The 18,158-nt window shown below is 70.2% G+C and carries 18 protein-coding genes; 12 read left to right on the top strand and 6 right to left on the bottom strand.

Features of this window, described 5'->3' with window-relative positions:
* The first annotated feature begins 86 nt into the window (after positions 1-86).
* The 3 genes from EYW40_RS16355 (at position 87) to EYW40_RS20080 (ending at position 3,863) form a co-directional block, all read left to right on the top strand.
* Complete coding sequence (locus EYW40_RS16355) at positions 87-2,525, top strand: DNA topoisomerase VI subunit B (protein ID WP_135822726.1); 2,439 nt, start codon at positions 87-89, stop codon at positions 2,523-2,525.
* Entirely contained in the window at positions 2,515-3,606 is a 1,092-nt protein-coding gene (locus EYW40_RS16360; protein ID WP_135822727.1) for a DNA topoisomerase IV subunit A, read from the top strand. Before EYW40_RS16355 ends, EYW40_RS16360 begins: the two co-directional genes overlap by 11 nt.
* Positions 3,607-3,686: 80 nt before the next feature.
* Complete coding sequence (locus EYW40_RS20080) at positions 3,687-3,863, top strand: hypothetical protein (RefSeq protein WP_202614573.1); 177 nt, start codon at positions 3,687-3,689, stop codon at positions 3,861-3,863.
* A gap of 7 nt (positions 3,864-3,870) precedes the next feature.
* On the opposite strand, the gene EYW40_RS16365 is transcribed toward EYW40_RS20080, so the two are convergent.
* The gene (locus EYW40_RS16365) at positions 3,871-4,323 is read right to left on the bottom strand and encodes an NUDIX hydrolase (RefSeq protein WP_135822728.1); all 453 of its coding nucleotides are present in this window, start codon (positions 4,321-4,323) and stop codon (positions 3,871-3,873) included.
* Between the two features lie 52 nt (positions 4,324-4,375).
* Positions 4,376-6,034 (bottom strand): ATP-dependent DNA ligase LigA, encoded by a 1,659-nt coding sequence (gene ligA / locus EYW40_RS16370; RefSeq protein ID WP_135822729.1) that lies wholly within the window; start codon positions 6,032-6,034, stop codon positions 4,376-4,378.
* Between the two features lie 105 nt (positions 6,035-6,139).
* Here ligA and EYW40_RS16375 point away from each other — a divergent pair, with 105 nt between their 5' ends.
* The 7 genes from EYW40_RS16375 (at position 6,140) to asd (ending at position 12,309) form a co-directional block, all read left to right on the top strand.
* On the top strand, positions 6,140-7,729 hold the full coding sequence (locus EYW40_RS16375) for a glutamate-cysteine ligase family protein (protein WP_135822730.1): 1,590 nt from the start codon (positions 6,140-6,142) through the stop codon (positions 7,727-7,729).
* A gap of 24 nt (positions 7,730-7,753) precedes the next feature.
* A complete protein-coding gene (gene cofD / locus EYW40_RS16380; protein WP_135822731.1) occupies positions 7,754-8,743 on the top strand; it encodes a 2-phospho-L-lactate transferase in 990 nt (329 codons plus the stop codon).
* Complete coding sequence (locus EYW40_RS16385) at positions 8,743-9,492, top strand: tRNA-dihydrouridine synthase (RefSeq protein WP_135822732.1); 750 nt, start codon at positions 8,743-8,745, stop codon at positions 9,490-9,492. The genes cofD and EYW40_RS16385 overlap by 1 nt, the downstream gene beginning before the upstream one ends.
* 26 nt (positions 9,493-9,518) lie before the next feature.
* Positions 9,519-10,352 carry a triphosphoribosyl-dephospho-CoA synthase gene (locus EYW40_RS16390; RefSeq protein ID WP_135822733.1) on the top strand — a complete coding sequence of 278 codons (834 nt, stop codon included), beginning with the start codon at positions 9,519-9,521 and terminating at the stop codon, positions 10,350-10,352.
* Positions 10,349-10,939: a DUF447 domain-containing protein gene (locus tag EYW40_RS16395; protein ID WP_135822734.1), complete on the top strand. Its 591-nt coding sequence runs from the start codon at positions 10,349-10,351 to the stop codon at positions 10,937-10,939. The genes EYW40_RS16390 and EYW40_RS16395 overlap by 4 nt, the downstream gene beginning before the upstream one ends.
* A gap of 23 nt (positions 10,940-10,962) precedes the next feature.
* Positions 10,963-11,154, top strand: a complete 192-nt coding sequence (locus tag EYW40_RS16400; protein WP_135822735.1) for a 30S ribosomal protein S17e — start codon at positions 10,963-10,965, stop codon at positions 11,152-11,154.
* Positions 11,155-11,274: 120 nt separating this feature from the next.
* Entirely contained in the window at positions 11,275-12,309 is a 1,035-nt protein-coding gene (gene asd / locus EYW40_RS16405; RefSeq protein WP_135822736.1) for an aspartate-semialdehyde dehydrogenase, read from the top strand.
* Between the two features lie 245 nt (positions 12,310-12,554).
* Here asd and EYW40_RS16410 read toward each other — a convergent pair whose 3' ends face one another.
* Both EYW40_RS16410 and EYW40_RS16415 read right to left on the bottom strand, forming a co-directional pair.
* A complete protein-coding gene (locus EYW40_RS16410) occupies positions 12,555-13,505 on the bottom strand; it encodes a D-2-hydroxyacid dehydrogenase (RefSeq protein ID WP_135822737.1) in 951 nt (316 codons plus the stop codon).
* Positions 13,506-13,586: 81 nt separating this feature from the next.
* Positions 13,587-14,375, bottom strand: coding sequence for an enoyl-CoA hydratase/isomerase family protein (locus tag EYW40_RS16415; protein WP_135822738.1), 789 nt, complete (start codon positions 14,373-14,375; stop codon positions 13,587-13,589).
* 172 nt (positions 14,376-14,547) lie between these two features.
* Between EYW40_RS16415 and EYW40_RS16420 the strand changes: the two genes are divergently transcribed.
* Together EYW40_RS16420 and EYW40_RS16425 are read left to right on the top strand one after the other, a co-directional pair.
* Positions 14,548-15,915 (top strand): NAD(P)/FAD-dependent oxidoreductase, encoded by a 1,368-nt coding sequence (locus tag EYW40_RS16420; RefSeq protein WP_135822739.1) that lies wholly within the window; start codon positions 14,548-14,550, stop codon positions 15,913-15,915.
* Between the two features lie 68 nt (positions 15,916-15,983).
* Positions 15,984-17,174 carry an ABC transporter substrate-binding protein gene (locus EYW40_RS16425; RefSeq protein ID WP_135822740.1) on the top strand — a complete coding sequence of 397 codons (1,191 nt, stop codon included), beginning with the start codon at positions 15,984-15,986 and terminating at the stop codon, positions 17,172-17,174.
* A 231-nt stretch (positions 17,175-17,405) separates the two neighbouring features.
* Here the strand turns inward: EYW40_RS16425 and EYW40_RS16430 are convergent, their stop codons facing one another.
* Together EYW40_RS16430 and EYW40_RS16435 are read right to left on the bottom strand one after the other, a co-directional pair.
* On the bottom strand, positions 17,406-17,732 hold the full coding sequence (locus tag EYW40_RS16430; RefSeq protein WP_135822741.1) for a hypothetical protein: 327 nt from the start codon (positions 17,730-17,732) through the stop codon (positions 17,406-17,408).
* Positions 17,733-18,095, bottom strand: coding sequence for a helix-turn-helix domain-containing protein (locus EYW40_RS16435; protein WP_135822742.1), 363 nt, complete (start codon positions 18,093-18,095; stop codon positions 17,733-17,735). It lies immediately after the preceding gene.
* Between the last annotated feature and the right edge of the window lie 63 nt (positions 18,096-18,158).

Raw genomic sequence — 18,158 nt, forward strand, 5'->3', positions numbered from 1 at the left:
CTCGCGGGGCGGGTCGCCGCCCGTGTTCACTTTCACCGCGGTAGCGCACAGGTTTTAACCCCGCCCCGACTACGTGGGGGCACAGAATGACCTCGTTCCAGTCGACGCTCGGCGAGGACGAGGGGATCGCCGAGGAGTTGGCCGAGAGCCAACGGCAGATCTCCATCGCCGAGTTCTTCGAGAAGAACAAGCACATGCTCGGGTTCGACAGCGGCGCCCGAGGGCTGGTCACCGCCGTGAAGGAGGCCGTCGACAACGCCCTGGACGCCGCCGAGGAGGCCGGCGTCCTCCCCGACATCTACGTCGAGATCGAGGAGGTCGGCGACTACTACAAGCTCGTCGTCGAGGACAACGGGCCGGGGATCACGAAGGAGCAACTCCCCAAGGTGTTCGGCAAACTGCTGTACGGCTCGCGGTTCCACAAGCGCGAGCAGAGCCGGGGCCAGCAGGGTATCGGCATCTCCGCCGCCGTCCTCTACTCGCAGCTCACGAGCGGCAAGCCGGCGAAGATCACCAGCCGGACGCAGGGGGCAAGCGAGGCCGAGTACTTCGAGCTGATCATCGACACCGACGAGAACGAGCCCGAGATCAGCGTCGAGGAGACCACCTCCTGGGACCGCCCACACGGAACCCGCATCGAGATGGAGATGGAGGCGAACATGCGCGCCCGCCAGCAGCTCCACGACTACATCAAGCACACGGCGGTCGTCAACCCCCACGCCCGCCTCGAACTCCGCGAGCCCCAGGAACACTTCAAGTTCGAGCGCGCGACCGACCAGCTCCCCGACGAGACCGAGGAGATCCGGCCGCACCCCCACGGCGTCGAACTCGGGACCGTCCTGAAGATGCTGGAGGCGACCAGTTCCCACTCCGTCTCGGGCTTCCTGCAGGAGGAGTTCACCCGGGTCGGCAAGAAGACCGCCGACGGCGTCATCGGCAACTTCCGCGACCGGCACTTCGGCCGCGAGATGGCGTGGGAGCCACCGCGGGACCACGAGGACGCCGACGTGGCCGCGGCCGTCGCCGACGCCACCGCCAACAAGGGCGCTGACGCGACCGACGCGTTCGCCGAGGCGGTCGCCGAGCGGGTCGGCGACTCGGACCGCGTCGCCCACCACCAGGTCGTCGACGCCGTGGGCGAGGCCGCCGAGGAGGTCGGCGACGGCTTCGGCGCGACGTTCGGCGCGACGGTGCAGGAGAACGCCGCCGCGGCCGCGTGGGACGAGATCCTCGGCGTCGACGAGGACGCCGACGTGCCCGAGGGCCGCCGGAAGGCCGACCTGTACGCGCTCGTCGACGAGGCGACCAGCACCCGGAAGGACGACGCGACCGTCGAATCCCTGGCGTCGCGGCTCGCCAACCGGTTCCGGAACCACGGGGACGGCCGCGACCGCCTGACGCGCGACGAACTCGTCGAGTACGTCGACTGGGCGGCCGACCGCACCGCCGAGCGCGAGGACGCGTCGATCGGCGACACCGCCCGCGAGAACGTCGTCGAGGCGGTCTGGTCGCGGATGGTCACCGTCCCGGACGACGTGCCGAAGGTCCGGGAACTGGCCGACGACCGTGACGCCGCGAGCGAACTGCTGGAAGCGATGCGCGAGACGGACATCATCGCGCCGCCGACGAACTGCCTCGCGCCGATCACCGACGAACTCGTCGAGGCGGGGCTGAAAAAGGAGTTCGACGCGGACTTCTACGCCGCCTCGACCCGGGACGCCGAGGTGACCGGCGGCGACCCGTTCATCGCCGAGGCCGGCATCGCCTACGGCGGCGAACTGCCCGACGACGGGAAGGCCGAGGTGATGCGCTTCGCGAACCGCGTGCCGCTGGTCTACCAGCGCGGCGCGTGTGCGACGACGGACGTGGTCAAGGAGATCGGCTGGCGCAACTACAACCTGGACCAGCCCGGCGGGAGCGGCATCCCGAACGGCCCCGTCGTGATCATGGTCCACGTCGCCTCCACGAACGTCCCCTTCACCAGCGAGTCGAAGGACGCAATCGCCAACATCCCCGAGATCGAGGACGAGATCGAACTGGCGATCCGCGAGGCGGCCCGGGAGCTGAAAAGCTACCTGAAAAAGCGCCGCTCGATGGAGAAACGGCGGAAGAAACAGGACGTGCTGGCGACGATCCTGCCGGAGATGGCCGAGAAGGTCGCCGCCGTCACCGGCAACGAGGAGCCGGACATCGACGACGCGATGGCCCGGATCATGAACAACGTGCGCGTCGGCCGCGAACTGAAGGCAAACGGCGACGGGCAGGCGGTTCGGGTGACCGTCGAGAACCACTCCGGGACGTCGGAGTCCCTGGAGCTGACCGACATCGTCACCGCCGAGCCGCGGGACCTGCCGGACGACGCCACCGTCGTCGAGATGGACGGCGAGTGGTTCGTCAAGTGGTCGGTCGACGTGGGGAGCGGCGACGACGCCACGCTCGCCTACGAGACGACCGACGGGGCAACGTTCGACCTCGACGTCGACGGGGTCGAGACCGAGAAGCTGACCATCAACGATGAGCACTGACACGAACGCGGACGCACGGGAGCAACTGATCGAACTCGCCGCCGAGTTCTACGACCAGTTCGAGGGAGGCGACGTCCCGGAGATGACGCTGCCGACCCGGACCAAGAGCAACATCGAGTACGACGAGGAGAAGAACGTCTGGGTGTACGGCGACCGGCAGAGCACCCGGTCGGCAAACAGCGTGCGCGGGGCGCGCAAGCTGCTGAAGGCGATCTACACCATCGACTTCCTCGCCGACCAGCTGGACGAGGACCGCTCGTCGACCCTGCGTGAACTGTACTACCTCTCGGAGTCGTGGGAGACCGAGGAGGCGCAGTTCAACAGCCAGGACGAGTCGAACCAGCTCATCGAGGACCTGGAGATCGTCTCGGAGGTCAAACGCGAGGACTTCCACATGCGCCCGGAGGAGTCCGGGGCGAAGGTGATGGGGCCGCTGCTCCTCCGCGAGCAGACGAACCGCGGCGACCGGGAGATCCACTGCCAGAAGGACGTCGGCCAGGGCGGCTACCAGATCCCCAACAACCCGGACACCATCGAGTTCCTGGACAACGACGCCGAGTTCGTCCTCTGCGTGGAGACCGGCGGCATGCGCGACCGGCTGGTCGAGAACGGCTTCGACGACGAGTACGACGCGCTGGTCGTCCACCTCGGCGGCCAGCCCGCCCGGGCGACCCGCCGGCTCATCAAGCGCCTGCACGACGAACTGGAGCTGCCGGTCACGGTGTTCACCGACGGCGACCCGTGGTCGTACCGCATCTTCGGGTCGGTCTCCTACGGGTCGATCAAGAGCGCGCACCTCTCTGAGTACCTCGCCACGCCGGAGGCCCAGTTCATCGGCATCCAGCCGGAGGACATCGTCGAGTACGACCTCCCGACCGACCCGCTCAGCGACTCCGACGTGAACGCCCTGGAGTCCGAACTGGAGGACCCGCGCTTCCAGACCGACTACTGGCGGGAACAGATCGAACTCCAGCTCGAAATCGACAAGAAGGCCGAGCAGCAGGCGCTCGCGTCGCGTGGGTTGGACTTCGTGACCGAAACGTATCTCCCCGAACGGCTCGGCGAGATGGGCGTGCTGTAAGCACGCGCATCGAGTCGTCCCATCGACCTGTCAGTCGCCGTTCCACGGCGCATAAACTGGTTCCTGCAGTACGGTTGGATATGGCACACTCCCCGGAACGGCCCGAACGGTACGTCTGCACGAACTGCCTGGTTACGAGCGTCGGGGTCGTCGAACACGCCGACGGCGGGCATCAGTACGACCCGCCGGCGCGGTGTGGGGCCTGCGGCGAAGCGGAGTTCGTCGAGGAGTCGCAGTACCCCCACCACCACGGGTAGGGGGCGGTCACCGGCGGCCGCGACGCTCCGCCAGTGTCCGACACGCTTCGCGGGCACTCCCTAGCTCCAGGTGCTCCTCGTACTCGGCGAGCGGGACCCACTCCAGGTCCGCGAACCGCTCCCCGTCCTCGACCGTGTGGTCGGGCACCTCGCCGGTCCAGTCGGTCACGGCGTAGCAGTGGAACCAGAGGTCGAGTTCGTCGACCCGGTGCTCGCAGAGCTTCTCGACGGCGTCGACTTCGACCCGGCCGGCGAACTCCTCGTCGACTTCGCGGTGGAGCGCGGCCAGCCGGTAGTCGTCGTACGTCGCGGCGTCCTTGTCGCGCTCCTCTATCTTCCCGTTCGGCACGAACGTCACCGTGCCGTCGCCGTCGGGCCGGTGTTCGATCAGGATCCGCTCGCCGTCGTAGAACAGGAACATCGCGCCTTCGAGGTAGCCGTCGCGGTACGAGTACGGCATACGATCCGTGCAAAGCGGCGTCGAATAGTCGTTCGGGAGGTGCGTTACCGTATCACTGCTTCTCGGCCAGGCGCTCGACGCGCTCCAGCGAGTCGGCGTCCTCGGGGGTTACGTCGTCGCGCACCGCGAGGAAGCGCGGGAAGCGCAGCGCGTAGCCGGAGGAGTACGTGGGCGACTCCTGGATCTCCTCGTAGCCGACCTCGAAGACGACGGCGGGCTCTATCGACACGTCCTGCCCGTCCTCCGACTCGACGTGGGGTTCGAGCAGGTCGGTCAGGTCCGCCAGTTCCTCGTCGGTGATGCCGGTCGCGACCTTCCCGATGGTCTCGTACCCGTCCGGCGTCCGCGCCGAGAGCAGGAACGTGCCGAGGTGGTTCGCGCGGCGGCCCTCGCCCCACTCCGCGCCGGTGACGACGAGGTCCAGCGTCTCCACGTCGGGCTTCCGCTTGCGCCAGTGCTTCCCCCGGCGGCCCGGCGAGTACGCCGACTCGGGGTCCTTGAGCATGATCCCCTCGTGGCCGGCCTCCAGCGACTCGGCCTCGATGTCGGCTATCTCGTCGGGGTCGTCCGTGACCCACAGCGTCGACAGCCCCTCGCCGTCCGGGAGAACCCGCTCCAGCCGTTCGTGGCGCTCGGACAGCGGCGTGTCGAGCAAGTCGTCGCCCGCGTGGTGGAGGCAGTCGAAGAAGACTGGGCGGACCTCGACCTCCTCGCGGGCGGCGGCGACGTCGTGCTTGCGGCGGAAGCGCCGCAGGACCTCCTGGAAGGGGAGCGGGTCGCCGCCGTCGTCGACCGCGACCACCTCGCCGTCGAGGATGACTGGGTCGTCGAGGCGCTCGTCGGCGAACTCGACGACCTCCGGGAGGGCGTCGGTCACGTCCTCCATGTTCCGGGAGAAGACGCGGGTGTCGCCGCCGGGGTCGTGGTGGAGCGCGACCCGCGCGCCGTCGTACTTCCACTCGACGGCGGCGGCGTCCCAGTCCTCCAGCGCGCCGCTGACGGTGCCCGTCTGGGCGAGCATCGACTGGACCGGACGGCCCACTTCGAGGCGCATCGCGTCCAGCCCGTCGACCCCCTCGTCGCGGGCGACGACCGCGACCTCGCCGTAGTCGTTCGACACCTGTAGCGCGCGCTCGACGGCGTCGACGGGCACGTCGAACGCCTCGGCGGTCGCGTCCCGGACCGTGCCCTCGCCGACGCCGATCCGCATCTCCGAGAGGACGATCCGCGCGAGGTAGCGCGCCTCGTCGGGGGAACAGCGGTTGAACAGGCCGAACAGGAGGTCGATCTTCGCGTCCTGGCTCCCCGCGCCCTCGGTCGCGGCCAGCGCCGTCAGTTCCTCGGCCACCTCGCCGACCGTCAGGCCGTCGTCGCCGCCGCCGGCGAACGCCCCGAGGCCGCGCTGGCCGCCGAACTCGTAGCTCGCGGCCACCGCGCCGATCTCGCCGCGGTCGGCGAGGCGGTCCTCCACGTCGTCGGCCGAGACGTTCCGCCCGGCGGCCCGGGCGATCGCCTCGTAGCAGTAGTTCGGCCCGATGTCGAGCGTCGTCGAGTCCCACGCCGGGAACGCCCGCCCCTGCACGAAGCGGGCGACGGTCGGCAGGTCGTCGCCGGCCGCACGCAGCAGGTCGGTGACCCGGTCGACGATCGCCAGGTCCGCCGTCTCCGCCTCTATCGCCGCCGCGCGGTCGGCGAACTCCTCGAACTCCATCACCGCCCGGTAGCGGGGGCTGGTAATTAAACGGCGCGGATGTCCGGCCGGCCACGATCCCGGTCAGCCACGGGTTTGAAGGGGAACGCCCGCTCACGGGGGCGTATGACCGACGACCTCGCCGGGGCGGTCGACGACGTGCTGGACATCGACGCGGCGGAGTTCCAGGACCGCGTCGAGTCCGAGGCCGAGGTGATCGTCGACGAACTGCGGGCGGGCACCTTCGACAACCCGCAGGCGATCCTCGGCCTGGAGTACGAGTTCTACGCGGTCGCGGAGCCCCGGCCCGAGGCCCGCAAGTCCGGGGACGACAAGGGCGGCGGCGACGTCCCCACGCTGAAGCGGGTGCCCCGCCGCCTGCTCGAACTCATCGGCTTCGAGAAGGAACTGGGCCTGCACAACGCCGAGATGACCGTCAGCCCCCAGCCGATGAACGCACACGGCCTGGCCGCTCAGGAGGCGGAGGTGAAAGCCCGGCTGGCGACGGCGCTGGACACGACGAGCGCGGAGGGGATGCGCCTCGTCAGCGACGGCATGTGGACGATCCCCCCGGAGGGCGAGACGGCGTCGTCCTACCTCACCGACAGCGTCGAGGACCGCGGCGTCCGCGTCGCCTCCAACATGAGCGACTCCGTGCGCTACCACGCGATGGCCAACACCGAGCGCGCGACGGCCGCGGGGATGCACGTCGACGCGCCCCACGTCACGCTGGACGCCGACACCGTGATGCCCGAGAGCCTCATCACGTCGATCCAGCCCCACTACCAAGTGCCCCAAGCCGTCGACCTGCCGGAGTACTTCCGGTACGCGCTCCGGATCGCCGGCCCGGTGCTCGCGCTCTGTGTCAACTCCCCGTTTTTCCCCCCGGACCTGTACGACGACGACGCCGACCCGGAGGCGATCCTCTCGGACGCGTGGATGGAACACCGGATCAGCGTGTTCGAGACGGTGCTGAACGCCGAGCACGACACCGCCGGCAAGGTGCGGTTCCCCCGCGACGTCGAGAGCGTCGAGGACGCCGTCTACCGGATCGCAGAGGACGACACGCTCGTCCCGATGCCCGTCGAGGAGGGCGACCGCTTCGACGACAAGTTCGCCCACTTCCGGCTGAAACACGGCACGTTCTGGCGCTGGGTCCGGCCGGTGTTCGGCGGGCCGGACCGCTCGTCGGCCAACGCCCGCATCGAGTTCCGGCCGGTGCCCGCCCAGCCGACCGTCCGGGACTCCGTCGCCGTCCTCGCGATGTTCGCGGGGCTGATGGAGAGCCTGCCGCGGCTCGAACACCCCGTCACGGAACTGGACTGGGAGACGGCCCGCGACAACTTCTACGCCGCGATGCGGGACGGCATCAACGCGGACGTACGCTGGATCCCCAACGACGGCCGGGAGACGAGCGACTTCGAGGCCGTCTACGCCGACCTGTTCGACCACGCCGAGGCCGGCCTCCAGGCCCGCGGCCTCTCGGACGAGGAGGCCGCGAAGTACCTCTGGCCGCTCCGCCAGCGCGCGCGCCACCGGCTGACGCCGGCGGCGTGGAAACACGAGCAGGTTCGGAGCCGGCTGTACGACGGCGAGACGTTCGAGGCGGCCGTCCACGGCATGCAGCGGGAGTACGTCGACCGGCAGCGCGGGACGCTGATCGAGGGGAGCTTCGCGGACTGGGTCGACGACAGCCGCCTAGCCGGAAGCGATTAGGCACCCGGGTGAAATACCCGGAGTATGGTGACGTTTCTCTCCGGGGGGACGGGCACGCCGAAGCTGCTGGACGGCGCGGCGGCGGCGTTCTCCCCCGAGGACACGACGGTCGTCGCGAACACCGGCGACGACGTCGAACTCGGGGGGCTGCTCGTCTGTCCGGACCTCGATACGCTGATCTTCCAGGGCGCGGGCCTGCTCGACCGGGACACCTGGTGGGGGATCGGCGGCGACACGGAGCGCACCCACGACGCGCTCGGCGACATCGCCGGCGCGCTGGGCCTTGAGACGGGGCCGCAGTACCTCCCCGACGAGCGGCAGACGGAGGGCCGGCACCTCGCCGCGTGGCGGCGCTTCTCCGGCGTCGCGGAGTTCATGACCATCGGCGACCGGGACCGCGCGGTCCACATCACGCGGACGAGTCTCCTCGACGAGGGCCGCACGCTCTCGGAAGTGACCGACCGGTTCGCCGACGGGTTCGACCTCGCCGTCGACCTGCTCCCGATGAGCGACGACCCCGTGGCGAGCCTCGTCCACACGCCCGGGGGCAAACAGCACTTCCAGGAGTTCTGGGTGGCGAACCGCGGCGAACCCGAGGTCGAGCAGGTGGAGTTCCGCGGGGCGTCCGAGGCCGACCCCGCGCCGGGCGTGCTGGAGGCCCTGCAGGACGACGTGGTAATCGGGCCGTCGAACCCCGTCACGAGCATCGGCCCGATGCTCTCCATCGACGGCGTCGGCGAAGCGCTGCGCGAGACGAAAGTCGTCGCCGTCTCGCCGTTCGTCGAGGACGAGGTGTTCTCGGGTCCGGCCGGGAAGCTCATGGAGGCGGTCGGCGGCGAGGCGTCGACGGCAGGGCTGAAGACGGCCTACCCCTTCGCCGACGCGTTCGTGCTGGACGAGGCCGACGGCACGGAGTTCGAGGAGCCGGTCGTCAGAACCGACACCGAGATGAACGGGCCCGAGGACGCCGCCCGGGTCGCGAGGGCGGCGGCGGAGGCCCTGGAGGCGGCGTGATGTTCCGGCCGCGACTCGCGCTCGCCAGCCTCAGCGGCGAAGCGGACGCCGACTGGGCGCTGGCGGCCGCGGACCACGTCGGCGCGGCGTTCCTCGGCGGGATCGCACTCGATGAAGCGTCCCGCGAGGCCGCCCGCGAGATGGTCGCCGACCGGGACAGGAACGAGTTCCTGCCGCCGGACCCCATCGCGTTCGTCGACGACCAGCTGGCCGAACTCGACGGCGCGCCGGTCCGGGCGGGGGTCAACGTCCGGAGCGCCACCGTCGAGCCGATCCGGGACGCCGCCCGGATCTGTGCCGACCACGACGCCGTTCTCGAGATAAACGCCCACTGCCGGCAGGAGGAGCTCTGTGCCGCCGGCTGCGGGCAGACACTTCTCCGGGACGCCGACCGCCTCTGCGAGTACGTCCGCGCGGCCAGCGACGCCGGCGCGACGGTGAGCGTGAAGGTCCGGACGGAGGTGCCGGGGGTCGACCTGCCGGAGACCGCCCGCCGTGTCGCCGAGGCGGGGGCCGACGCCGTCCACGTCGACGCGATGGACTCCGAGGCGGTCGTCGCGGACGTGGTCGACCGCGCCGACGCGTTCGTGATCGCCAACAACGGGGTCCGGGACCGCGAAAGCGTCGCGGAGTACGTCGACCACGGCGCGGACGCGGTGAGCGTCGGGCGGCCGAGCGACGACCCCGAGGTGCTCGCGCGCGTCCGGGCGGCAATCGAGGACGTAGTCGCCGCGGAGGCCCACTCCTAAGTGGGACCGGCGGCAACCTACCGCCCATGAGAACGCCGGCGCAGAACGCGGAACTCGCCCTCCTGCTCGAAGTCGCCGGGACCCCCAAGCCCGGCAACGTCGACCGCGAGCGGGAGTACCCCGACCTCCGGTTCGAACACTTCCTCGCGGGCGCGGTCGGCGCGCGGGACGGCCTCGACGCCGCGGCCGACGGCGCGGCGGTCGGCGAGGCGTTCGAGCGCGCGGTCGACGGGATGAGCGACCAGCGCGGCGGCAACACGCAGTTCGGCGCGCTGCTTTTGCTCGTCCCGCTGGTCCGGGCAGCCGACGACCTCACGCCCGAGGGGGCCACCGCGGTCGTGGAGGACACCACCGTCGAGGACGCCGCCGACTTCTACCGCGCGTTCGACCACGTCGACGTCGACGCCGGGGACCTCCCGGAGGACGCCGAGGCGCTGGACGTCCGCCGCGGGAGCGACGCGGTCCCGGACATCCGCGAGCGGGGGCTGACGCTGTACGACGTGATGACCGAGAGCGCGGACCGCGACGGCGTCGCCCGCGAGTGGGTCGGCGGCTTCGAGCGGACGTTCCGCGCCGCCGACCGCATCGCGGCGGGCGACGGTCCGCTCCCCGGCCGGGCCGCGGACACCTTCCTCTGGCTGCTGTCGCGGCGGCCGGACACGTTCGTCGCCAAGCAACACGGCCCCGAAGCCGCCCGCAGCGTGATGGTGCGCGCACAGGAGGCCCGCGAGGGCGGCCCCGACCTCGTCGCCGCCTTCGCCGACTCGCTGGTGGAGTCGGGCGTCAACCCCGGGACGACCGCGGACCTGGTCGCGGGGGCGCTGTTCGTCGCGCTCGAACGGGACGGTGTCGCGGTGTGACCGCCGAGGAGTGGCCGGTCGACCTCGACGGCGTCACCGAGTCCGTCGTCACGACGCTCGGCCCGAACGGCCGCTGGAACGCCGCCGCGCTCGGCCTGCACGCCGGCGACCCCGTCACCGCGACGACGTGGGGCAACACCCGCACGCGCCGGAACTTCGACCGGCAGGGCGGGGGTTACGTCCAGTTCACGCGTGACCCCGTGTTGTTCGTCGAGGCCGCGCTGTCGATCCGCGAGACGGCCGACCCCGTGCTCGACGCCGCGGACGCCTGGGTTGAAGTCGCGGCCGAGCGCGTCGGCGCCGGCGAGGACGGCGGGACGCGCTGGGAGCGGTGGGAACTCCGCCCGCTCGACGCCGGCGTCGAGCGCGAGGCCGTGCCGACGACGAACCGCGGCTACTACGCCGTCGTGGAGGCGACCGTCGCCGCCTCGCGCCTCGACGTGGATTCGTACGACACCGCCGCCCTGCGCGACCGCCTCGCGTACTTCGAGGAGGTGGTCGGGACCTGCGGCGGCGAGCGCGAGCGGGCGGCGTTCGACCGCCTGAACGAACTCGCGGGGTGGAAATCGCAGAACGAATCATTTTAGGGCCAGTCCGGGCAAGAACGGGTATGCCGATCAAACCCGACTACGTCAAGAAGACCGGGAACGTGCTCCTGGAGCGATACCCGGAGGCGTTCAGCGCGGACTTCGAGCAGAACAAGGAGAGCGTCGAGGAGCTCACCAACATCGAGGCGAAGGGCGTCCGGAACCGCATCGCCGGCTACGTCACGCGCAAGCAGGGCGCGACGGCGGAAGCGTAATCCCGCGAGTTCTCGCCGCGCTCGCCGACCCGCGAGCGGCGGCTCCGTCCCGCGCTGGATCACCCGCAAAAGGTGGCCCCATCCAAACCGTTTTGCGTCGTCGTTGCCGAGGGTACGGCAATGTCCGTACGAGTAGGCGTGCTTGGCGCGACCGGCGCGGTCGGCCAGCGACTCATCCAGCTGCTGGACCCCCACCCCGACTTCGAGATCGCAGCGCTCACCGCGAGCGAGAGCTCCGCGGGGAAACAGTACAGCGACGCGGCGAAGTGGCGCGTCGACAGCCCCATCCCGGAGGGCGTCGCCGACACCACGGTCGGCGCGACCGACCCCGAGGCGGTACCCGACGACGTGGATCTCCTCTTCTCCTCGCTCCCCTCCAGCGTCGGCGAGGCGGTCGAACCCGCGTTCGCCGAGGCCGGCTACGTCGTCTCGTCGAACTCCTCGAACGCGCGGCTCGCCGACGACGTGCCGCTCGTCATCCCGGAGGTCAACCACGACCACCTCGACCTCATCGAGGTCCAGCGCGACGAGCGGGGCTGGGACGGCGCGCTCATCAAGAACCCGAACTGCTCGACGATCACGATGGTGCCGACGCTGGGCGTCCTCGCCCAGTTCGGCCTGGAGAAGATAACCGTCTCGACCCTGCAGGCCGTCTCCGGCGCGGGGTACGACGGCGTCAGCTCCATGGAGATCATCGACAACGTCCTCCCGCACATCGGCGGCGAGGAGGAGAAGATGGAGACCGAGACCCGCAAGCTGCTCGGCGAGTTCGACGGCGCGGCGGTCGACTGGCACGACGTGGACGTGTCGGCCTCGTGTAACCGCGTCCCCACGCTCGACGGCCACCTCGAAAACGTCTGGGCCGAGACGACCGAGGACGTGACGCCGGCGGAGGCCGAGGACGCGTTCCGCGACGCCCCCGGCCTCGACCTGCACTCCTCGCCGGAGAGCCTCATCCGCGTGTTCGAGGACCCGAACCGCCCCCAGCCCCGCCTCGACCGCAACGTCGAGAACGGGCAGGGGATCGCGGTCGGCCCCGTCCAGTCGACCAGCGACGGCCTGCAGTACGACTGCCTCGCGCACAACACCATCCGCGGCGCGGCCGGCGCGAGCGTGCTGAACGGGGAGCTTCTCCTCGACCAGGGCTACCTCTGAAAGCCCTCGGCGCTCCTTGGCAGTCGCGCCTCGCCCTTTCAATGTCCGCCGGAGGACGCTTCGCGTCCTCCGAGCCTTCGCTCACTTCGTTCGCGAAGACGCCAACGAGCGCCGGAGGCGCTCGTTCCAGGCCCGCTAGTTTGCGCGAGCGCCAGCGGTCGCTGGCGCACGCTTCGAGCGCCTGCCCTCCCCCGCGGGCTGGCGATGAAACGCCAGCCCGGCCGCGTGGGTGGGTCGGCGTGCTCTCAGTTCACGCGGTTCTCCAGTTCCTCGCCCGCCGCGAGGCGTTCGGCGTTGCCGGCGACGATGTCGGCCAGCCGCTCGTAGTAGTCGGGCGTGTGGCCGGCGTTGTGCGGCGTGATCTGCACGTTCCCGAGGTTCCACAGCGGGTGGTCCTCCGGCAGCGGTTCGGGGTCGGTCACGTCCAGCGCCGCGCCGCGGATCCAGTTGCTCCGGAGCGCGTCGACCAGCGCGTCGGTGTCGACGACCGGACCGCGCGCGACGTTGACGAGGACGGCCTCGGGCGGCATCGTCACGAACTCCTCGCGGCCGATCAGTCCGCGCGTCGCGTCGGTGAGCGGGCACGCGAGCACGAGGTAGTCCGTCTCGGCGGCGACCTCGCCCACGTCGTCGAAGCCGACGACCTCGTCGGTCGGGCCGCCCTTCTCCGGCGAGTAGCGGACGCCGACCGTGTCGACGCCAAACGGTTCGAGGCGGTCGACGACCGCGCGGCCGATGGCCCCGAGGCCGACGACGCCGACGGTGCTGCCCTGCAGTTCGTGCGCCCGGTAGTGTCGCCACTCGCGGCGCTCCTGCCGGCGGCGGCCCTCGTGGAACCGCCGGGCGAAGGAGAGGATCGCCCCGAGGACGTGCTCGCCGATGTTCGGCCCGTGGACGCCGGAGGCGTTGGTGACGGCGACGCCGCGCTCGCTCAGCGCGTCCATCGGGAGGTGGCCCGTGCCGGCGTAGGCGCAGGCGAACACCTCCAGTTCCGTCGCCCGGTCCAGCAGGGCCTCGTCCAGTTCCATCCCCGTGACGTAGCGCGCGTCTCCGATCATCTCGCGCTCCGCGTCGGGCGTGCGCGCGAGGCGGACCGTCGCGTCCGGGAGCCGCTCGCGGACCGCCGCCGCGTACTCCTCGACCGGGATGCCGTGCGTCCCCTTCCGCAACACCAGCACGTCGGGTGTGTCGCCCATGGTCGGGTGCACCGCCGGGAGCCGCTTAATCCGTCCGGTCGCGGCGTGGCTGTCGACCCGCGGACGCGTCCGCCGCGGCCGTCACCGCCCCTCGAACGCCGGCTCGTCGTCGCCGCGGAACGCCGCGTGGCCCCGCGCGTAGTCCTCGGTCCCAGCGAGCCGGGACACCGAGTCCGTCTCCGCGGCCAACTGGGCCGGGAGCGTCCGCGAGTAGCTCCGGTTCAGCAGGCGCTTGGTCGCCGCGTGCGCCCGCGTCGGCCCCTCCGAGAGCGTCGCGGCGAGTTCGGCGAGCCGGTCGTCGAACGCGTCGCTCCCGACGACCTCCGTCGCCAGCCCCATCTCGACCGCCTCCTCGGCGGGGATCGGCTCGTCGAGCAGTGCGATCTCGCGGGCGCGGCGGTGGCCGACCAGCCGCGGGAGGAAGAACGTCGACCCGCCGTCGCCCGAGAGGCCGAGCTTCGGGTAGGCGAACTCGAAGCGTGCGTCCTCGTCGACGACGACGAGGTCCGCGGACAGCGCCAGCCCGAAGCCGCCGCCGGCGGCGACGCCGTTGACGCCCGTCACCGTGGGCATCGGCGCTGTCGCGAGGTTCCGGACTGCGGCGTGGAGCCGGGAGGCGACCGTCCGGAGGTCGCGGCCGTCCGTCGCGTCGCCGGAAAACGCCGTCAGGTCCGCGCCGGTGTTGAACGCGGCCCCCGTGCCGGTGAGCACGGCGGCCCGCACGCCGTCGTCCTCGACCAGGTCGGCGGTCGCGTCCCGCAGTTCGCCCGCCATCCGGGCGTTCATCGCGTTGTGGCGGTCCGCTCGCTCCATCACGATCCGGCCGACGCCGTCGACGCGCTCGACCGTGAGGTGTTCGAACTCCTGCATGTGCGTGCCTGCGCGGGCGACCGTGAAAAGTCCCGGCGGCCGGTGCGGCGGGTCACCGGTCGGCCCGCTGGTCGTGGTCGGGCACACGTACGGGCAGGCGTGTCGGCGCGGAGAGGTGTCACCGCCCCCGAGTGGTGGGAATTTAATATCGCGTAACCTGTCGAGTCGGGGTATGGAACGGATCGACGTTGCCGTCGTCGGCGGCGGCCCGGCCGGCACAGCGGCCGCCCTCGAAGCGGCGCGACACGGGGCGGACGCCGTGGCCTTCGAGAAGGGCGTCCCCCGCGAGGACCGGGACGGCCCCGGGCCGGACTCGACGGACGCCGCGGGGATGCTCGACTACTGGGTCGACATCATGGACGTCGACTACGAGGCGATCCCCGACGAGGTGGTCCTGCAGGAACTGGAGGACGTGGAGTTCCTCGGCCCCAGCGAGTCATGTACCCTCCGGCACACGGGGATCGACTCGTCGTACCCGAACTTCGGCTTCACCTTCCAGCGCGCCCGGATGGACGACTGGTGGCGCGGGCGCGCCGAGGAGGCGGGCGCGGAGTACCGCGTCGGCGCGAGCGTCCAGGGCGTCGAGACGGACCTCGACGGGCCGACACACCGCCTCTCGCTGGCGGACGGGGAGGACGTGGTCGCGGACGCGCTCGTCCTCGCGGACGGGCCACAGCGGACCGTGACGAACCACGTCCTCGACGGGTTCCTCCCGGACCGCTCGATGGCGGAGGTGTTGCCCTCCGTCGAGGCCAACCACATCGCCTACCAGGAGCACCGGCGCGTCCCCGAGGAGGTGTTCGACGACGACACGCTGAAGTTCTGGTGGGGGGTGATGCCCGGCGAGACGGCGTACCCCTGGGTGTTCCCGAACGACGGCAACGTCGCCCGGATCGGCCTGACGATGCCGATCGGCATGGACATCGACGACGTGGAGAACCCCGAGGCGTATGCGCTGCTCCGCGAGGACGACGAGGAGATCCCCCGCGGCGGCGAGTACATCCGCCGCCTGCTCGAACGCGAGTACGGCGACGAGTACGACATCGAATCGGACTTCCCGCTCGTCGAGGACCGCGGGAAGTCGGGCGGCACGGAGACGTACCCCATCTCGTCGACCCGCCCCATCGACTCGCCGACCGGCGCGAACGTCGCCATCGCCGGCGGCGCGATGGGCACCACCTCGGCGTTCCACGAGGGCGGCTACCACGTCGCCATCCGCTCGGGGAAGATCGCCGGCGAACTGGCCGCGACGGACTCGCTGGATCGGTACAACGACGCCTGGAAGGACGCCATCGGCGACGAGATACTGCGCAACGTCGCCTTCGCCGACATCGTCGCCGACTACGGGCCGGCGGACTGGGACGACGCGTTCGGCACCGTCGACGGCCTGCTCGCCGACCCGGACAGCGACCGCCTCGTGAAACCGAGCATCCGGGGCGGCATCTCCGGGGCGAAGATATACGCGACGTACAAGCGGGCCAAGCGCAAGTACCGGAACGGCAAGTACGTCCAGTTGCCCGAGTCGGCGTACTCGGTCTGAGTCACGGTTTCCGCCCGCCGCGCTCCGCGTTTCGTAACTGTTAAGGTCGTTTTAGGCTACCCTAAAACATGGGCTCGGAGACGAACGGGCGGCTGACGCGGCGGGAGTACATCGGCACCGGCAGCGCACTCGTCGGGGCCGGCGCGCTCGCCGGCTGTACCGGAACGGGAGCGGAAAGCGATGACGACGGCGACGGCTCCGGGAGCGACGGCGGGCCGTACACCGTCTCGATGTCGCCGGTGGGCGAGGTCGAGTTCGACGGCGTCCCCGAGAGCGCCTTCGTCGCCTTCCCGCAGTACGCCGACGCCGCGGTGGCGCTCGGCCACGGCGACGTCGTGAACACGCTGTTCTCCCCGGAGATGTCGGGGGCGACGATGAACGGCTACTACGAGCGGCTCCCCGGCGTCTCCTTCGACTACGAGGGGCTCGAGAACCCGTTGACCGACGGGCTCTCCGAGGAGAACCTCTACGCCCTCGACAGCGACGTCCACTTCATCGACCCGGCGTACGTCGTCTCGACGAGCGGCTGGGAGCGAAGCGACGTCGACCGGGTCGCCGACCAGGTCGGCCCCTGGTTCGGCAACTTCTACAGCGGCACGCACGACCAGCCGCCGGAGAGCTACCGCGACGGGTACGAGTACTACGGCCTCTGGGAGGTCGTCGAGCGCGTCGCCCGCGTCTTCGACGAGACCGAGCGCTACGAGGCGCTCGCCGAGATCCACGCCGACCTGCTGTCGACGATAGAGTCCGGGCTTCCGCCGGAGGACGAGCGCCCGACCGTCGCGCGGGTGTCGTTCACGAACGACACCTTCTACGCGCTGTACGTCAACGCCGACGGCTACTGGCAGGCCGACACCCGCCCGCTCGGCGCGAAGGACGTCTTCGCCGGGGAGGAGTGGAACCTCTGGGGGACGCTCGACTACGAGACGATGCTCGACGTCGACCCCGACGTCATCCTCAACCTCTGGGGGACGGCCCCGGGGTACTACGCCGCCGAGACCCGGGAGACCATCGCCAACGACGACGTCGGGCGGAAGCTATCGGCGATCCGGAACGACCGGTTCTACGCCTCGGGCATGCGCTACCAGGGGCCGATCATGAACCTGTTCCAGCTGGAGATGACGGCCAAGCAGTTCTACCCCGAGCAGTTCGGCGAGTGGCCGGGCTACCCCACCGGCGGCCCCTACCCGGAGATCCCCGAGGCCGAGCGGCTGTTCGACCGCCAGCGGCTCGCCGACGTCGTCACCGGGGAGTTCTGACCGGCGCGATACCCTTTTGTCCGTCCCGGCGCTACCTCGGGTCGAGCGCCACAAGTCCCCGCCCGAGTGGTCCCGTCAGGGAGCGATGACAGCGCGGAGAACCCAGGCGCGCAACAGACCAGTGGTCCGTCACACCCGAACGTGACCGCCCGGCACGAGGGTTTCCCGGTCGACACGGCACGCAGCCAAGGGATGAGACCGGTCGTTAGTGTTCCGGGCGTACATGAATGACTATAGATACGTCTCCAGCGCGGTAACGACGTCCCCGACGAACTCGTCCGTGACACGTCCCTGCCACGCAATCAGGTCTTCAATACGGGGCGAGTGAACCGCCCACGGAGAGACAAACGACCGTTGCGGTACGCCACCGACCGTCCATGCATCCGGCTCCAGCGCGATCGAGTCCCCATACTCTTTCGTCGAGACGGCGACCGCGACGAACTGTTCGTCACTGAACGGATGCGAATCGTTGTTGACGATCAGCCACGGTCGTTGGCGATCGTCGCCCAGTTTGAATGGGTCCACGCTTCGAACCACGTCACCTTGCTCCGGCTGCATTTATTCGTCTCGTTCGCTGGGATGTGGTTCGTCGGGAGCAACGGCATCCCACTCGTCCGGGTCGATCCCCTCGTCTTCCTCATTTAGCCGTTCAGTGATAGCGTGGAGTTCGTACGCGTCCCTCGCCCGATCCAGATCCTCCGTTATCGCCCAGTACTCACCCTTGTGTCGGACGAGGTCGCGCTGCTTCAGTCGGGAGAGGGCAGTTCCGACCGTGTTTGGATCCTCGTCAATTCCGGTGGCGACCTCGGAACGGGTGAACGCCTGATCCCTGTTCGTGTACAGATACGTGAGTACCTGCTCGGGGACACTCGGACCGTTCGGGAGTTCTCCGGTTTCGAACTCTTCGATGCGAACGGGCATACGCTGTACTTGGTGTGCTGATGTAATGAATGTACTCCGGCTCGCTCGTTTCGACGGAACGAA

This window comes from Halostella litorea (genome assembly GCF_004785955.1).
GTDB lineage: Archaea > Halobacteriota > Halobacteria > Halobacteriales > Natronoarchaeaceae > Halostella > Halostella litorea.

Excerpts from the sequence above, each read along its gene's own strand:
- EYW40_RS16365 (WP_135822728.1), bottom strand. The coding sequence starts at position 4,323 with ATGCCGTACTCGTACCGCGACGGCTACCTCGAAGGCGCGATGTTCCTG.
- EYW40_RS16360 (WP_135822727.1), top strand. The coding sequence starts at position 2,515 with ATGAGCACTGACACGAACGCGGACGCACGGGAGCAACTGATCGAACTC.
- EYW40_RS16385 (WP_135822732.1), top strand. The coding sequence starts at position 8,743 with ATGTTCCGGCCGCGACTCGCGCTCGCCAGCCTCAGCGGCGAAGCGGAC.
- EYW40_RS20080 (WP_202614573.1), top strand. The coding sequence starts at position 3,687 with ATGGCACACTCCCCGGAACGGCCCGAACGGTACGTCTGCACGAACTGC.
- EYW40_RS16410 (WP_135822737.1), bottom strand. The coding sequence starts at position 13,505 with ATGGGCGACACACCCGACGTGCTGGTGTTGCGGAAGGGGACGCACGGC.
- EYW40_RS16415 (WP_135822738.1), bottom strand. The coding sequence starts at position 14,375 with ATGCAGGAGTTCGAACACCTCACGGTCGAGCGCGTCGACGGCGTCGGC.
- ligA (WP_135822729.1), bottom strand. The coding sequence starts at position 6,034 with ATGGAGTTCGAGGAGTTCGCCGACCGCGCGGCGGCGATAGAGGCGGAG.
- EYW40_RS16425 (WP_135822740.1), top strand. The coding sequence starts at position 15,984 with ATGGGCTCGGAGACGAACGGGCGGCTGACGCGGCGGGAGTACATCGGC.
- EYW40_RS16420 (WP_135822739.1), top strand. The coding sequence starts at position 14,548 with ATGGAACGGATCGACGTTGCCGTCGTCGGCGGCGGCCCGGCCGGCACA.
- asd (WP_135822736.1), top strand. The coding sequence starts at position 11,275 with ATGTCCGTACGAGTAGGCGTGCTTGGCGCGACCGGCGCGGTCGGCCAG.
- EYW40_RS16375 (WP_135822730.1), top strand. The coding sequence starts at position 6,140 with ATGACCGACGACCTCGCCGGGGCGGTCGACGACGTGCTGGACATCGAC.
- cofD (WP_135822731.1), top strand. The coding sequence starts at position 7,754 with ATGGTGACGTTTCTCTCCGGGGGGACGGGCACGCCGAAGCTGCTGGAC.
- EYW40_RS16355 (WP_135822726.1), top strand. The coding sequence starts at position 87 with ATGACCTCGTTCCAGTCGACGCTCGGCGAGGACGAGGGGATCGCCGAG.
- EYW40_RS16435 (WP_135822742.1), bottom strand. The coding sequence starts at position 18,095 with ATGCCCGTTCGCATCGAAGAGTTCGAAACCGGAGAACTCCCGAACGGT.
- EYW40_RS16390 (WP_135822733.1), top strand. The coding sequence starts at position 9,519 with ATGAGAACGCCGGCGCAGAACGCGGAACTCGCCCTCCTGCTCGAAGTC.
- EYW40_RS16400 (WP_135822735.1), top strand. The coding sequence starts at position 10,963 with ATGCCGATCAAACCCGACTACGTCAAGAAGACCGGGAACGTGCTCCTG.
- EYW40_RS16430 (WP_135822741.1), bottom strand. The coding sequence starts at position 17,732 with ATGCAGCCGGAGCAAGGTGACGTGGTTCGAAGCGTGGACCCATTCAAA.